The sequence below is a fragment of the Nitrospirota bacterium genome (assembly GCA_020851375.1).
Lineage (GTDB): Bacteria > Nitrospirota > 9FT-COMBO-42-15 > HDB-SIOI813 > HDB-SIOI813 > RBG-16-43-11.
The window spans coordinates 16,557-32,330 of sequence record JADZCV010000019.1 but is presented as its reverse complement, the minus strand read 5'-3'; the positions used below and the strand labels follow the sequence as shown (position 1 = coordinate 32,330).

15 protein-coding genes are annotated in these 15,774 nt (G+C 48.1%); 12 read left to right on the top strand and 3 right to left on the bottom strand.

The annotated features are described in order from the left end of the window. The first annotated feature begins 15 nt into the window (after window positions 1–15). The 11 genes from IT393_03860 to iscX all read left to right on the top strand — a co-directional run bounded on the left by IT393_03860 (window position 16) and on the right by iscX (window position 10,704). Window positions 16–1,134 carry an acetate/propionate family kinase gene (locus IT393_03860; protein MCC7201787.1) on the top strand — a complete coding sequence of 373 codons (1,119 nt, stop codon included), beginning with the start codon at window positions 16–18 and terminating at the stop codon, window positions 1,132–1,134. A 56-nt stretch (window positions 1,135–1,190) separates the two neighbouring features. Beyond that, a complete protein-coding gene (locus IT393_03855) occupies window positions 1,191–3,569 on the top strand; it encodes a phosphoketolase family protein (protein MCC7201786.1) in 2,379 nt (792 codons plus the stop codon). Then, a complete protein-coding gene (gene gndA, locus IT393_03850) occupies window positions 3,556–4,971 on the top strand; it encodes an NADP-dependent phosphogluconate dehydrogenase (protein ID MCC7201785.1) in 1,416 nt (471 codons plus the stop codon). Before IT393_03855 ends, gndA begins: the two co-directional genes overlap by 14 nt. Before the next feature lie 3 nt (window positions 4,972–4,974). Beyond that, entirely contained in the window at window positions 4,975–6,501 is a 1,527-nt protein-coding gene (gene zwf / locus IT393_03845) for a glucose-6-phosphate dehydrogenase (GenBank protein ID MCC7201784.1), read from the top strand. Window positions 6,502–6,552: 51 nt separating this feature from the next. Then, window positions 6,553–7,506, top strand: a complete 954-nt coding sequence (locus IT393_03840; protein MCC7201783.1) for an alcohol dehydrogenase catalytic domain-containing protein — start codon at window positions 6,553–6,555, stop codon at window positions 7,504–7,506. A gap of 111 nt (window positions 7,507–7,617) precedes the next feature. Continuing rightward, entirely contained in the window at window positions 7,618–8,043 is a 426-nt protein-coding gene (locus IT393_03835; GenBank protein ID MCC7201782.1) for an Rrf2 family transcriptional regulator, read from the top strand. Window positions 8,044–8,055: 12 nt separating this feature from the next. Next, complete coding sequence (locus IT393_03830; protein MCC7201781.1) at window positions 8,056–9,270, top strand: IscS subfamily cysteine desulfurase; 1,215 nt, start codon at window positions 8,056–8,058, stop codon at window positions 9,268–9,270. Between the two features lie 15 nt (window positions 9,271–9,285). After that, entirely contained in the window at window positions 9,286–9,669 is a 384-nt protein-coding gene (gene iscU / locus IT393_03825; GenBank protein ID MCC7201780.1) for a Fe-S cluster assembly scaffold IscU, read from the top strand. 34 nt (window positions 9,670–9,703) lie between these two features. Beyond that, window positions 9,704–10,048, top strand: coding sequence for an iron-sulfur cluster assembly accessory protein (locus tag IT393_03820; protein ID MCC7201779.1), 345 nt, complete (start codon window positions 9,704–9,706; stop codon window positions 10,046–10,048). Window positions 10,049–10,133: 85 nt separating this feature from the next. Further along, the gene (locus IT393_03815) at window positions 10,134–10,475 is read left to right on the top strand and encodes a 2Fe-2S iron-sulfur cluster binding domain-containing protein (GenBank protein MCC7201778.1); all 342 of its coding nucleotides are present in this window, start codon (window positions 10,134–10,136) and stop codon (window positions 10,473–10,475) included. A 19-nt stretch (window positions 10,476–10,494) separates the two neighbouring features. Next, window positions 10,495–10,704 carry a Fe-S cluster assembly protein IscX gene (gene iscX / locus IT393_03810; GenBank protein MCC7201777.1) on the top strand — a complete coding sequence of 70 codons (210 nt, stop codon included), beginning with the start codon at window positions 10,495–10,497 and terminating at the stop codon, window positions 10,702–10,704. Between the two features lie 29 nt (window positions 10,705–10,733). Here iscX and IT393_03805 read toward each other — a convergent pair whose 3' ends face one another. Beyond that, window positions 10,734–12,230, bottom strand: a complete 1,497-nt coding sequence (locus tag IT393_03805) for a phosphoglycerate kinase (protein ID MCC7201776.1) — start codon at window positions 12,228–12,230, stop codon at window positions 10,734–10,736. Between the two features lie 2 nt (window positions 12,231–12,232). Continuing rightward, on the bottom strand, window positions 12,233–13,306 hold the full coding sequence (locus tag IT393_03800) for a M56 family metallopeptidase (protein MCC7201775.1): 1,074 nt from the start codon (window positions 13,304–13,306) through the stop codon (window positions 12,233–12,235). A gap of 108 nt (window positions 13,307–13,414) precedes the next feature. Between IT393_03800 and IT393_03795 the strand changes: the two genes are divergently transcribed. Continuing rightward, entirely contained in the window at window positions 13,415–14,587 is a 1,173-nt protein-coding gene (locus IT393_03795) for a phosphatidylserine/phosphatidylglycerophosphate/cardiolipin synthase family protein (protein ID MCC7201774.1), read from the top strand. On the opposite strand, the gene kbl is transcribed toward IT393_03795, so the two are convergent. Next, window positions 14,584–15,768: a glycine C-acetyltransferase gene (kbl, locus tag IT393_03790; GenBank protein ID MCC7201773.1), complete on the bottom strand. Its 1,185-nt coding sequence runs from the start codon at window positions 15,766–15,768 to the stop codon at window positions 14,584–14,586. The two genes, IT393_03795 and kbl, sit on opposite strands and share 4 nt — an antisense overlap. Window positions 15,769–15,774: the final 6 nt, after the last annotated feature.

Sequence of the window (15,774 nt, the reverse complement as noted above, 5' to 3'; positions counted from 1 at the left end):
CCTCATGGAGTCCTTATGATTGTACTGACAGTCAATACAGGCAGTTCTTCTGTGCGCCTTTCACTTAAACAATGTTTTGGTCTTGATCCCTGTAAAGCTATTGGGTCTGTGCGACACAACCATAGCGATGGGGACCCTAAGGTGCTTTTGAAGGATTTTCTTCATGCTCATGATATCAATAAAGTTGATATTGTGTCTCACCGCGTTGTGCATGGAGGCTCAACACTTGTCGGCAGCCGGATTCTTGATGACAAATCTGTGGCTGAGATAAAGCGTCTGGAGACATTGGCTCCGCTCCACAACAGGCATGCAGTGGTCTGGATTCATGCATCAATGGATGTCGTTGGATCAGAAGTGCCTCAGGTTGGTGTGTTTGATACCGCATTTTACGAAGACCTGCCGGCAGTTGCCTCTTCTTATGCCATTCCCTGTGAACTTGGCAGGCGGTATCATATCCGGCGTTATGGTTTTCATGGCCTTGCCCATCAGGCGATGTGGCAGAGGTGGCGTCAACTCCGTCCTGACATTGCTGACGGCGGCCGCCTAATCTCACTCCAGCTTGGCGCCGGTTGCTCTGTGACAGCAACAGACAGAGGGGTGGCAAGGGATACTTCCATGGGGTTTACGCCATCAGAAGGGCTTATGATGGCTACGCGCTGCGGTGATATTGACCCGGGCCTTGTGACATTTCTGCAGCGGATGGAAGGATTGACACCTGATGCAACAGATAATCTTTTGGAAAAAGGGTCCGGACTGCTGGGTGTCTCAGGTATCAGCAATGACATCCGGCAATTAATTGATTCAGAAAGCCCGGATGCACATCTCGCAGTGGATCTCTTCTGTTACCGTGCGCGAAAGTATATTGGAGCATACATGGCTGTTCTTGGTGGCGTGGACGGCATTATCTTTGGCGGTGGTGTCGGCGAGAATGTACCACAGGTTCGGAAGGGTATCCTTGAAGGAATGGAGTGGTGCGGTATCTCGCTTAATGATACTTCGAATACGAACACGATCGGATGCGAGGGGCGGATAAGCGATGCGACGAGTAAGGCAGACGTACGGGTTGTTCCTGTTGATGAGGCCGGAGTGCTTGCTCGCGAGGCAATTAAATTAATACAGGAGGATATAAAATGAATGCTACAAAGAATCAGGTCAGGAGACAGACTCAGAAACATGAGGCTAATGCTGAGATGATGTCCGGTCCCCTTAGTCCTGAGGAATTACGCCGTATCAACGCCTACTGGCGTGCGGCGAACTATCTTTCAGTAGGTCAGATCTATCTGTTGGATAACCCGCTTCTCAAGGAGCCTCTCAGGCTTGAGCATATAAAGCCCCGTCTCCTCGGCCACTGGGGGACTACACCCGGGCTCAACTTCATTTATGCACATTTGAACCGTATCATAAAAAATTGCGGATTGAACGTAATTTATGTTACAGGTCCGGGCCACGGTGGTCCTGGCCTGGTAGCAAACACATACCTGGAAGGTTCTTACAGTGAAGTTTATCCGGATATTTCACAGGATGAGGAGGGTATGAAAAAGCTGTTCAGGCAGTTTTCATTCCCGGGAGGCATCCCGAGCCATTGTGCGCCTGAGACACCCGGCTCCATTCATGAAGGGGGAGAGCTTGGATATGCCGTATCTCATGCCTTTGGCGCGGCATTCGATAATCCTGACCTGGTCGTTGCGTGTGTAGTTGGTGACGGTGAGGCTGAGACAGGCCCCCTTGCAACATCCTGGCATTCAAACAAATTCCTTAATCCTGCCCGCGATGGCGCTGTACTCCCTATTCTTCATCTGAACGGATACAAGATTGCAAATCCGTCAATCCTTTCACGCATAAGCAGGGAGGAGCTGGAAAGCCTCTTTGCAGGTTATGGATACAAGCCATATTTTGTTGAAGGTTCTGACCCTTCAGTTATTCACCAGGTTATGGCCGCGACAATGGATGTTGTAATTGCTGAGATAAGGGCTATTCAGCATGAGGCGCGTTCCAATAAGGCTGTCAAACGGCCGCACTGGCCAATGATAATACTGCGGACTCCAAAGGGCTGGACAGGCCCGAAGGAGGTTGACGGCCTTAAAACAGAGGACTTCTGGCGCTCCCATCAGGTGCCCCTTTCTGAAATGTCGGTGAAGCCGGACCATCTCAGGTTGCTTGAAGAATGGATGAAGAGTTACAGGCCTGAAGAGCTCTTCGATGTAAACGGGAAACTGCGGCACGAGATAGTTGAAATGGCTCCGGACGGCAATTTGCGCATGGGCGCTAACCCTCATGCAAACGGAGGGGTGTTCTTAAGAGACCTTAAGATGCCTGATTTTCGTCAGTATGCGATAAATGTACCCCAGCCGGGCCAGGTTACAGGAGAGGCGACACGTGTAATGGGGGCCTTTATAAGGGATGTAATGAGGCTCAATATGGAAATGAAAAATTTCCGCGTGATGGGGCCGGACGAGACCGCATCCAACCGTCTTGGTTCCCTGTTTGATGTGACTGACAGGACATGGATGGCGGATACACTGCCTGAGGACGATCACCTGTCGCCTGATGGCCGCGTCATGGAGATCCTGAGTGAGCATACGTGTCAGGGATGGCTTGAGGGCTATCTCCTTACAGGGCGTCATGGACTGTTTTCATGCTATGAGGCATTCATCCATATAGTGGATTCCATGTTCAACCAGCATGCCAAGTGGCTCAAGGTGTCAAAGGAGATACCCTGGAGAAGGCCTGTTGCGTCCCTCAACTATCTCCTGACGTCACATGTATGGCAGCAGGACCACAACGGCTTTTCACATCAGGACCCGGGTTTTATTGATGTTGTACTCAATAAGAAGGCAGATATCGTGCGTGTCTACTTTCCGCCGGATGCCAACTCACTGCTGAGTGTAACAGACCGCTGCATGCGGAGTCATAATCTTATAAATGTCATTGTTGCAGGCAAGCACCCCCTGCCACAATGGCTTGACATGGATTCTGCAATCAAGCATTGCAGCGCCGGTATAGGAATCTGGGATTGGGCAAGCAATGACAGGGGGTGTGCGCCTGATGTAGTTATGGCCTGTGCAGGAGATGTTCCGACCCTTGAGACCCTTGCCGCTGTTGAGATTCTGCGCCAGCTTGTCCCTGACATCAGGATAAGGGTAATTAATGTGGTTGATCTCATGACCCTGCAGCCTAAGGAAGAACATCCCCACGGCCTGTCTAACAAAGACTTTGACACACTGTTTACAACTGACACGCCAATCATATTTGCATATCACGGCTACCCATGGCTGATACACCGGCTTACATATCGCCGGACAAACCACAAAAACCTCCATGTCCGGGGCTACAAGGAGGAGGGGACAACAACGACTCCATTTGACATGGTTGTTCTGAATGACCTTGACCGCTTTCATCTCGCCGGCGATGTGATTGACAGGATCCCAAGGTTTGCTCACATTGCAGCATACATCAAACAATTTGTTCGCGACAGACTCATAGAGCACAGTGAATACATCAGAAGACATGGCCAGGATATGCCGGAAATACGGAACTGGAAGTGGAGAGGATATCATGAAGAAAAATAGATTTGGCCTGATTGGGCTTGCAGTAATGGGGCAAAATCTGGTTCTGAATATTGCCGACCATGGCTTCACGGTTTCGGTATACAACCGTACCGCTGAAAAGACTGATGAATTTATGTCGGGCGAGGCTAGGGCTAAAGAGATTACGGCTGCGTACTCCCTGAAGGAATTTGTGGAAAGCCTTGAACGTCCGCGCATCGTTCAGATAATGGTGAAGGCAGGCAGTGCGGTTGATTATGTTATCGCTGAATTAAAACCATTGCTGGAGGCCGGGGACATAATTATTGATGGCGGCAATTCACACTTTACTGATACGGAACGAAGGACTAGGGAATTGGAGCCAACCGGCCTCTGCTATATCGGCATGGGTGTTTCCGGCGGAGAGGAAGGCGCCCGCTTTGGGCCGAGCCTGATGCCGGGAGGCACAAAGGAGGCTTATGCCCTGATTGAGCCATTAATGACAGCGATTGCTGCAAGGGCCGCTGACGGGGCGCCATGTGTGTCTTATATGGGTACGGGCGGAGCAGGTCATTACGTTAAAATGGTACACAATGGCATTGAATACGGGGATATGCAGCTTATTGCGGAATGTTATGACATACTCAAATCAACAATAAACCCTTCTGCGGAAGAGTTTAGCGAGATATTTGCTGAATGGAACAGAGGGGAGCTCTCATCATTCCTTATAGAAATTACTGCAGATATCTTTACCAAAATGGATGACGATACAAAACGTCCCCTCGTGGAGATGATACTGGATAAGGCTGGCCAGAAAGGCACCGGTAAGTGGACGACCCAGAATGCACTTGATATAGGTATTGCAATTCCTACAATTACATCGGCTGTGGATGCGCGTATTATTTCTTCCATGAAGGAAGATCGCAGGATGGCCTCTATGATCCTTTCCGGTCCCCCAAATAAGTATGGTGATGAGCGGGGAAAGATCATAAATGCGGTCAGGGATGCCCTCTATGCATCAAAAGTATGTTCATATGCCCAGGGCATGTGCCTTTTGAGGAGGGCTTCAGATGAATATAGATTTAATCTGGATCTGGGAGAGATAGCCAGGATTTGGCGGTCGGGCTGCATAATCCGGGCTAAGCTGCTTGATGACATAATGCGTGCGTACCGCAGGAAACCGGATTTGCCGAATTTGTTATTGGACGGAGAATTTAAGCAAGCGGTGCAAGACAGGCAAGCCTCCTGGCGTTTTGCTGTGAAGACCGCCATTGAATCAGGTATTCCCGTAGCGGCTTTGAGTGCTTCCCTCGCTTATTTTGATGCATATCGTTCAGAGAATCTGCCGGCAAATATTATACAGGCCCAGCGTGATTATTTTGGCGCCCATACTTTTGAGCGGGTTGATAAACCGGGTATTTTTCATGTGGATTGGAAGGCAAAATAAGAGATGGCCAAAAAGGATATTATATCTCAGGACAGTCCGGTATCAGGTAAGGATAATATAAGGAAGATTTCAAGCCCTGCTGCAATTGTAATCTTTGGGGCCTCAGGCGATCTGACTGAGAGAAAATTGATGCCTTCCCTGTTCAGGTTGTACTGCGATGGCCTGTTACCGGAACAGTTTGTTATTGTTGGCGTGGCACGCAGCGACATGACTAACGAAGGATTCCGCAGGAAGGTAAGGGAGGGCATAAGCACATACTCCCATATGAGCAAAGATCTAAACGGCAACTGGAATTCATTTGGGAAAAAGATTATTTATCACAGGGCAGAATATGACAATCCCGAAGATTACCAATCCTTAAAGAGGCTTTTACATGATTTAAATAAGAAACATGGCGTCGGGGATAATTACCTCTTTTATCTTTCTACCCCCCCGGTACTCTATCCAGTTATTGTAAACAGACTGGGAGAAGCTGGGCTGTCACATCAGTCAAAAGAGCAATGGCGCCGCATTATTATTGAAAAGCCATTTGGGAGGGATCTTTTTTCTGCAGAGGCCTTAAATGATTGTATCCATCAGGTGTTCAACGAAAGTCAGATTTACCGCATAGACCATTATCTTGGCAAGGAGACTGTGCAGAATCTCCTGGTCTTTCGTTTCGGCAATGCCATATTTGAACCGCTTTGGAATCGTAATTATATTGATCATGTCCAGATTACGGTGTCAGAGGAGGTGGGACTGGGCAGCAGGGCAGGGTATTATGATACCGCAGGTGTCCTGCGGGATGTATTTCAGAACCACCTGCTGCAGTTGTTTACCCTCACTGCAATGGAGCCTCCTGCAGAATTTAATGCCACCTCACTTCGCGATGAGAAGGTAAAGGTTCTTAAGGCTGTGCGCCCCATAAGACCGGAAGAGGTTGCCAAATACACAGTCCGGGCGCAATACCGGACATACCGCGATGAGAAGGGTGTTGCCAAGGGTACCGAGACAGCAACTTTTGCTGTTCTAAAACTCTTTACTGACAACTGGCGCTGGCGGAATGTACCCTTTTATCTTCGCTCCGGCAAGGCCTTAAACAGCAAGGTGACTGAAATCTCGATTCAATTCAGGCATGTCCCGCATCTGATGTTTCCATTGCCTGCTGATGCTCAATTACCCCCCAACAGACTGGTCTTGCGTCTTCAGCCTGATGAAGGGATGTGCCTCGGCTTTGAGACAAAGGTGCCGGGGGCAGGTATGAAAACCCGCACCGTTAGCATGGACTTCCTGTATGAGCAGGACTTTGGGGAGAATATACTGCCGGATGCGTATGAAAGGCTTATTTTGGATGCCTTGCAGGGGGATGCTTCGCTATTTACACGAAGCGACGAGATTGAGCTGGCATGGAAAATAACAGACCCTGTTTTACGGGGATGGGAAGGCGAATATGCCCCTCCTCTTGCATTTTACGAATTGGGTACATGCGGCCCCAGTGATGCAGATGAATTCATACATGCTGACGGCCGTAAATGGAATCCATGTGGATAGCTGGAGGAAACAATGCCTATGCAGGTTTGGCACTGCTAATTAATAATCCTTATGCGTGCCCTGTTATTTAAAAACGGTCTCTCCTATCTGAATGACTATCCTGCGCCTGTACCTACAGGAGATGAGGCGCTGATCAGGGTCAGTTGTGCAGGGATTTGCAATACTGATATCGAGATACTTAGAGGATACATGGGATTCAGCGGCATTCCAGGGCATGAGTTTGCCGGTGTAGTGGAAAAATCTCCGGATAATGGTCTGGTTGGCAAGCGGGTGACAGGCGAGATTAATGTTAGTTGTGGAACTTGTAGCTACTGTCAGATCGGCCTTAAGAACCACTGTCCCAATCGCTCTGTCCTTGGGATCTTAAACAGGAATGGCGCCTTAGCAGACTATCTCATACTTCCTGTAAGCAATCTCCATATCATCCCGGATTCTGTTTCTGACGAAGAGGCGGTTTTTGCAGAGCCCCTTGCTGCTGCTTTTGAAATCATGGAGCAGGTGCAAATCAGACCGGAGGACAAGGTCTGTGTGCTGGGTGACGGAAAACTCGGCCTCCTCATTGCCCAGGTTTTATCCCTCAGCGGGTGTGAGTTGATCGTGGCCGGCCGGCACAGGGATAAGCTCTCTATCCTTGAGAATAGGGGAATCAGGACGACGCCGGAGCCGCCTGCCAACGAAAGGGTTTTTGATATTGTTGTGGATGCCACCGGCTCCCCATCCGGCCTTGAGGCTGCTCTCAATATCGTAAGGCCCCGTGGCAGGATAATCATCAAGACAACGGTTGCAGAGAGGGGAGCAGTGGATCTGAACAGGGTGGTGATTGATGAACTGACCCTTATTGGCTCCAGGTGCGGTCCGTTCCCTCCTGCCATAAAGGCTCTGGAGGCAAAGAGCGTTGATGTTCGGCCGCTGGTCAGCAGGGTCTTCCCGATTGAAGAGGGAATCAGGGCATTTCAGTATGCAGCAGCCAGGGGAGTGCTTAAGGTATTGCTGAAGTTTAATTAATGTTTGTTTTATATACCTAAGATCCTCCATATAGAAAATCCCTTGACATCCATGTTTATAGTTGCTATATTTATATCCGACTGAATTAGTCGGATACTATTTAGGTCGGACATGCTGAAACTTACAAAAAAGATAGATTATGGTCTGATGGCAATAGCCTATATAGCATGGAATCACGGCGAGCGCGTTGTCAATACCAAGGAGATCGCAGAGGCTTACAGTATTCCTGTGGAGCTGCTGGCAAAGATACTTCAGCGTATGGTAAAAGGCGGGTTGATAACGAGCATTAGCGGGCCCAAGGGTGGCTACTCGCTGAGTACAAATCCTTCTGATATTACTGTTGCCCGGATTATCGAGGCGGTGGAAGGGAACATAAACATATTGAATTGCTCGGAAGAACAAAATAGCAAGTGTTATCAGTTTGACAAATGCAGTATCCGGACACCAATGCAAAGACTGGAGCACAGGATAGTGGACATGCTGAACACCACCACCCTTGAAGAGTTGATAGAAAAATTTGAGCTTAAGGCAGTATAAAAGGAGGAATACATGAATTTACCTGTCTACATGGACAACCACTCTACCACAAGGGTTGATCCAGGGGTCGTCGAAGAGATGCTCCCGTACTTTACCACGTATTTTGGCAATGCAGCGAGTCGTAATCACAGTTTCGGCTGGGATGCAGACAAGGCGGTTGAGGCAGCGCGGGAACGGCTTGCGAGGATTATAAACGCTGAATCACGGGAAATCGTCTTTACGAGCGGTGCTACTGAATCAAACAACCTTGCGCTAAAGGGCGTGGCAGAGATGTACGCAGAGAAGGGGAACCATATAATCACGCAGGCTACTGAACATCGCTCTGTACTTGATACAGTAAAACGGCTTGAAAAATCCGGTATGCAGGTGACGATTCTTCCAGTTGACAAGGAAGGACTTGTAAACCCTGATGACGTGAGGAAGGCCATTAATGACAGGACAGTGCTGATATCAGTAATGCTGGTTAATAATGAGATAGGTGTTATACAGCCCGTTGAAGAGATTGGCAAAATAGCCAGGGACAGGGGTGTGCTTTTTCATTGCGATGCTACCCAGGGTGTGGGAAAGATACCGGTTGATGTACAGTCCATGAGTATAGACCTCCTGTCATACACTGCGCATAAGTTATACGGTCCAAAAGGGGTTGGCGCGCTTTATGTAAGGAGGAAAAATCCCCGTGTAAGACTTTCACCGATGATGGATGGGGGCGGGCACGAAAGGGGTATGCGCTCAGGCACCCTTAATGTCCCGGGTATTGCAGGATTTGGAAAGGCATGTGAGATTGCCATGGAGGTCATGGGAGAAGAGTCGAAAAGGCTTCTGACTCTCAGGGAAAGGCTTCGGAAGGGTATTATGGAATCTCTGGACGAGGTAAGCGTTAATGGTCATCTGACCAGGAGGATGCCGGGAAATCTTAATCTCAGTTTTGCCTATGTTGAAGGTGAGTCGCTCCTCATGGGCCTGAGAGAGATTGCCCTTTCTTCAGGTTCTGCATGTACTTCAGCAACGCTGGAGCCCTCGTATGTACTGCAGGCGCTGGGTGTCAGCTCTGAACTCGCCCATTCCTCAATACGCTTCGGGCTTGGCCGGTTCAACACAGAGGAAGAGGTGGACTATGTGATTAAAAGGGTAATAGAGGCTGTTAACAGATTAAGGGAGATGTCTCCGCTATATGAAATGGCCAGGTCAGGAGTTGACCTGAAACAATTTAAATGGAAGAAAGATTAAGGGGGGTGTTTTAAAATGCCATACAGTGATGAGGTAATAGACCATTATAATAACCCGAGGAACGTGGGGAGCTTTGAAAAGGGTGAGAAGGATGTTGGAACTGGAATAGTAGGCGCCCCTGAGTGCGGCGATGTTATGAAACTTCAGTTAAAGATTGACAATGGGGTTATTGTGGATGCAAAATTTAAGACATTCGGCTGTGGCAGTGCCATAGCAAGCTCCAGCCTGGCGACAGAGTGGGTAAAGGGCAAGACAGTGGATGAGGCGATGGAGATCAAGAATACTGAGATTGTAGAGAGACTACAGTTGCCGCCTGTAAAGATTCACTGCTCGGTACTTGCTGAAGATGCTATAAAGGCGGCCATTGAAGATTATAAGAACAAAAAAGGCGACGAGTAACAATTATAAAAAGTCTGTTTGAAAGGAGTGCATTATGGAAACAACTGCGGGTCAACCGGTCACTTTGACCGAGAATGCAATAAAAGAAGTTAAAAGGATTATGGAGACGAATAAGATTACAAGCGGCGGGCTAAGGGTTGGTGTGACAGGAGGGGGTTGTGCCGGCTTTACTTATACCCTCAATTTTGATAATGAAATAGGGGCAGACGATCAGGTCTACGAGGTGGAAGGGGTCAAGATAATAATTGATATGAAGAGCTCCCTTTACCTGTTTGGCACTACAATAGATTATACAAGCGGGCTGACAGGAGGCGGATTCAAGTTTGTTAATCCGCAGTCAAAAGGCAGCTGCGGCTGCGGTACATCTTTTTCAGCATAATGCTAAACCCGTGGGTCAGGTCTTGAATTTTGATGTGTGGTCTTTTTATATCAAAATTCAAGATCTGACCCCATTTATGTGAAAAATGGAAACTAAGTTGTCTGACTATAAGAATACCGGGGCAGTGGAGCGTAAGAAGGTAAAAGTTACCTTCCTTCCTCAGAACGTTGCCATAGAAACCGAAGAGGGGAAGTCCATACTCGATATTGCATTAGAGAATGATATTGAACTTGATCATAATTGCGGCGGTAACTGTGCATGCACGACATGTCATGTAATTGTTAAGAATGGCATGAACAACCTCTCTGAGGCAGAAGATGAAGAAAATGACATGCTTGATAAGGCTGTCGGACTGACACTTACTTCGCGTCTCGGTTGTCAGGCGCATGTTTACGGGGATGTAGTGGTGGAGATACCTTCAAAATGACAGGAGGTAAGAATTACGCATGAAACTTGGCTGGAAGGATTCAGAAGAAATAGGTATACAGCTATACGACAAATATCCAGGCATAGACCCCCTGACCATCCGCTTTACAGATATGCATGCAATGATTATTTCCCTGCCTGACTTCTCTGATGACCCTAAGAAATCCAATGAAGGGATATTAGAGGCGATACAGATGGCGTGGTTTGAGGAGTACAAGGTCAACAGATAGGGCAGCAGGTTTTTACGAATCAGTCAAAATCAGAGTTGACGCCTGATGACGGCCTTTCTCAATGTCTCATATGGCATCCCGTATCCACCCTCAAGCAGTTTTCTTGCACTCATTATGAGTGATATTGTCACCGGAGAGTCGTAAGCTGTCTCTAAGAGAGTAGATCCGCCACCGGTTGACCTGAACCCCATATCAAGTCCAAGCCCGCTTTCCCTTTCATATGCAGATATCATGAAGTTTGTACTGCCTCCGCCTATTTCTTTTACAGCCTCTTTGTTTGAATGAATAGAGGCGATAATCCTTCGTGTCCCTTCAGTATACTTTTCATCATCTGCGCCGAGGGGGCCGTTCCAGACTATGGTGCGGGCCTTTTCTATTATAGCAGTATACATATCCTTTGTCCGGTCTCCAATGTCCACTATCTCATCATCATCAAGCAGTTCATGGAGCTGTACAGACCTTAAGACATTGTTACCACGTTTTACCGCATAATCTACCGGCACTATCAGGCGTCTGCCTTCGGCCGGGTTTGGATCTCTGAACTGGTATTTATTATATAACCTCAGCAGCCCCTGTGCGAGATTTATCTCTTCAGTATTGTACTTATAACCTCCATCTTCAGGGCCATCATAGCCCTTTAGCCGTACCTCCCGCAGACCCCGCAGGTCCTTTTTTACATCTCCGGGCAGTCCGCTGAGGTCCTCATCTTTTAACATGGTTAATTGTGCGTATACGAATGCATACATGAGGTGACCTCCCACAAGGACATAGTCCACAAGCCTTTCACCTATCTGAAGGTTAAGCTCGGGATTGAACATATTGCTCCAGTGGGTTGTCTTTTCCGCCCTGACTATTGACCTCATGAGCTGCAGGCTGTCCTCCACCTTATCGCCCCCTACTATGACAACATAGGGAGAGCCGGGACGTTTGGTTTTTGCGTGAGATTCAATCTCATCAACGAGCAGACTGCCTGCAAGCCCTGGTATAAACTCATGTATCCTGTTTGATGTGGTCTCTTTTCTGTGGGCAGTTCCGAAGGAGTTCTGGATGCTTATTTCCACCACTGAAACCAGTGCCCTGGCCAGGCTGTCAAGGTTCTTCGTCTCATCAGTATGAAACCTTATATTATCGAGCATGGACACGGTACCGTTTCTAAAAAGCCCTTTGATGTAGTCCGCATTAAACTGTTTTGGATTAAACGACCTGGTTTCAGGATCGAATCTGATAATCTCCACCTCATTCCCGATGGCTTCGGAGATGTGTCCTGCTATGGGGTCCAGGGTCAGTGAGGGGTTGTATCCCTTTGGCCTTCCCAAATGTGTTGCTAAAACGGGTATGACCCCTGCATTTATCAATTCCCTGATAAATGGCGCTGCCTGAAGGATCCTGAATGGGTCTGCAACCTTTGAAGTGCCGGAGATATCGCTTAAAATCGGGACATTGAAGTCAGATTTTACGAGGGCAATCTTGCCGGACAGTTCCGGCATGTAGTCAGCTGCGTTTAAGTAGCTCAGGATTGCATCCATAATCAGAACACCGAGGTAAGTTTTTCCAGGTAACAGTGGATCATTAGCGGGTCAATCTCATATATCATGACAAATAACAGAGGGAACATCAGTGTCAGGCCTGCAAGAATGCTGACTTCAGAAGGTATTAATGGGTGACTTCCTTTTCCATCTGCAGATATTGAATCGTTGAGTTCTATCAATCTTTCTATCCTCCTTGTCAGAGGTTTTGCGTTTGCTGACGCAGTGAAGCCTGTTGCAAACCTCCAGACACTCCGGTTCAGGCCAGTCGCTGATGACCCTTGCATCTTTAGTATTGCTGATGCCACGTCCATCGGCTTTCCTGTAATCAGCACAGCGGCATCGTCTCCAATCAACTCTATCTCCTCCTTCCACCATCTGCACAGCAGATGAACATGAGGGAACGCAATGAGGGTGTTTCGGCACAGCGACAGCATCCCTTTAAGAATATTATCCCTTCTCCTGCAATGTGAAGCCTCATGAGCAAACAGACACTTTAGTTCATCAGGAGAAAGGGCTTTCAAGGCGCCGGTTGATATAACGATCGTCTCTGACAGGTATCCCCAGACGAAACTAAACGTGAGTGGTGTTTCTATGACCTTGATATGCTGAATAGACCTCCCGCCGGGAATCAGGCCATTGGGTACAGAATTTAATTCTGTCCCCAGCAGGTTATCAAGCCGGCCTATTTGCCGCCGCAGCCTGAAATATCCGTACAAAGATACTATTGAGTAGAGAGCTGATAAAAGAACAAGGATTACAGCGGCAGTAAGCGCAGCCCTGAACATGGGGAATTCAGGGAGGAAAGAGAAAATGTAGCAGTAAGGCTCATTAAGACAAGGCATTGGGCTGTTATGAGGCTTGACAAATACAGGAGGGATAAAGGATGTAACAAGAATAAAAGAAGAGACAACCGGCGGAGCCATGATTGATATGAATAATACCCTGCTCCTGATATATATGGAGGAAACGGACTTTTTTAAGCCATAAGATATTACAAAGAATGTGAGGGATAGTATAAGGTTCAGAACAGTGAAATTAAGAAACAGCAGGCCGATATAATGCAGTTTTTCCATCTAATCCCCGGGACTTATAATTACGATACCATATGAGGCTAACCTTGACAAGCCGTGGGGGGATGCTATTAAATAATACACTGTTGAAAAATAGACCTGGAACTACGAATGTATAATAAGAACCCAGTCAATTGTATTGCCTCAGACAAACAGGTTGACTTTATTCAACGCTACAACTCTGAACCTGAACTCTGTCTGCCGTCATTGGTGCCTGGAAGTGATTCCTTCGACCTTTTTACAGAAGGCGATTTGCTCTATGAGGCTATGCTCGGTTCAATTGCAAGTGCCAGGGAAAATATTCTTCTTGAGAGTTATATATTTGCTGATGATGAAGTCGGGTGGGCGTTTGCGGAAGCACTGGCTCACAAGGCGGGCAAGGGGTTGGAAGTCCTTCTCCATCTTGACTCTGCCGGCACACTGCTGAGGGGGGGCAGAAGGTTTGAGAAATATTTAAGGGAGCATAATGTTTCTGTAAAATGGTTTCACAGGTGGTCATGGTTTGACCCGCTCAGGTATAACAGACGCCATCACAGGAAACTTCTGATTGTAGACAAATCAGATGCATACCTTGGCGGGTTTAATATCCACCGCCAGAGCTCCCGTTCGATTGTCGGCATGGAGAGATGGCGCGATGCACATATTCGTTTTGGAAATACCCTTGCACAGCAGGCTACTGAGATGTTTTATGCCTTCTGGGACGGAAAAGTTCACTGGAAGATGCCGGACAACGGATCCTCCACCAGTGTTCTTGTTCCGAACAATTCTGATGGGTGCCGGTATCTGTTGAACTGCTTTATTACTTCCATGCTCACCGGTGCAAAGCGCTTTGTCTACCTGACTACGCCATATTTTGTTCCTGATAACAGGACCATGAAGTCGCTGATTAATTCAGCCGGCCGGGGGGTGGATGTCCGGATACTGGTGCCGGCAAAGTCCAATATACCATTGGCGCACTGGGCGGGACGCAGTCTCTATTCAGCTCTCCTTGAGGCAGGGGTAAGGATTTACGAATACCTGCCCGGGCTTATGCATGCCAAGACCATTGTTGTTGATGGTTCGTGGGGCACAGTAGGGTCTTCCAATTTCGACTACAGAAGTTTCTTCCTCAACTATGAACTGAATATGATAACAAGGGACAGCGTCCTTTGCCGTAAACTCCGGAATCAATTCCTTGAGGATCTGTCTCATGCTGATGAGATGACAGAAGACCGCTGGTCGGCCCGTGCCTGGCCTTCAATAGTCTGCGAATCAGCCGGCTGGCTCCTTCGCCGCTGGCTCTAAATGATGTTAAGGGATTTTCCCACCTTCCTGAATTTATCCAGGACGAAATCAAGGTTGTCTCTGGTATGGGCGGCGGATATCTGTACCCGTATCCGGGCCTGCCCCTTTGGCACAACAGGATAGCTGAACCCGGCCACGTAGACCCCTTCTTCAAACAGGGAAGACGCCATGCCTGTTGCCATCTTAGCGTCTCCAAGCATAACAGGAATAATCGGATGCACGCCTTCTCTGATATTAAATCCCATACCAAGTAACCCCGTTCTGAAGGATCTGGTGTTCTCCATGAGCGTATGACGAAGTGATGTACCCCCCTCTATTATGTTAAGCGCCTCTAAAGTCCCTGCGACCACCATAGGGGCGAGGGAGTTTGAGAAGAGATATGGCCTTGATCTCTGCCGTAGCATACTGACAATCTCCCGGCGGCTGCAGGTGAACCCGCCTGTTGCGCCTCCCATAGCCTTGCCAAGCGTACTTGTAATAATGTCCACCCTCCCCTCAACGCCGCAATATTCCAGTGACCCCCTTCCTTCATGGCCAAAAAATCCAGTAGCATGTGAATCATCCACCATCACAAGCGAATCGTATTTTTCCGCCAGTGAGCAAATGTCACGTAATGGCGCCACATCACCGTCCATTGAAAAGACGCCGTCTGATGCAATCATCCTGAATCTTGAATCAGCGGCCTCTTTTAATTTTTCCTCAAGGTCATTCATATCCATATGCCTGAACTTAAGTCGCTTTGCCTTGCACAATCTGATTCCGTCTATTATGGATGCGTGGTTTAATTCATCGCTTATTATTGTGTCCTGTTCTCCGAGGAGGGTTTCAAACAGGCCTGTATTGGCATCAAAGCATGAAGTGTAGAGGATTGTCTCCTCCATTCCGAGGAATGAAGAGATCCTCTGCTCAAGTTCCCTGTGAATATCCTGTGTCCCGCAGATGAAACGGACTGACGACATTCCGTAGCCCCACGTGTCGAGGGCAGTTTTGGCAGCAGCTACGATGCCGGGATGATTTGAGAGGCCGAGGTAATTATTGGCGCACATGTTAATGACATGCCTGCCTCTGACCTGAATGGAGATACCCTGAGGGGATGAGAGGATGCGCTCATCCTTGCTGAGGCCGTCCTCCCTGATAGCGTTGAGTTGATTTTCCAGGTATTCCTTATATCTTGCGTACATTACTAA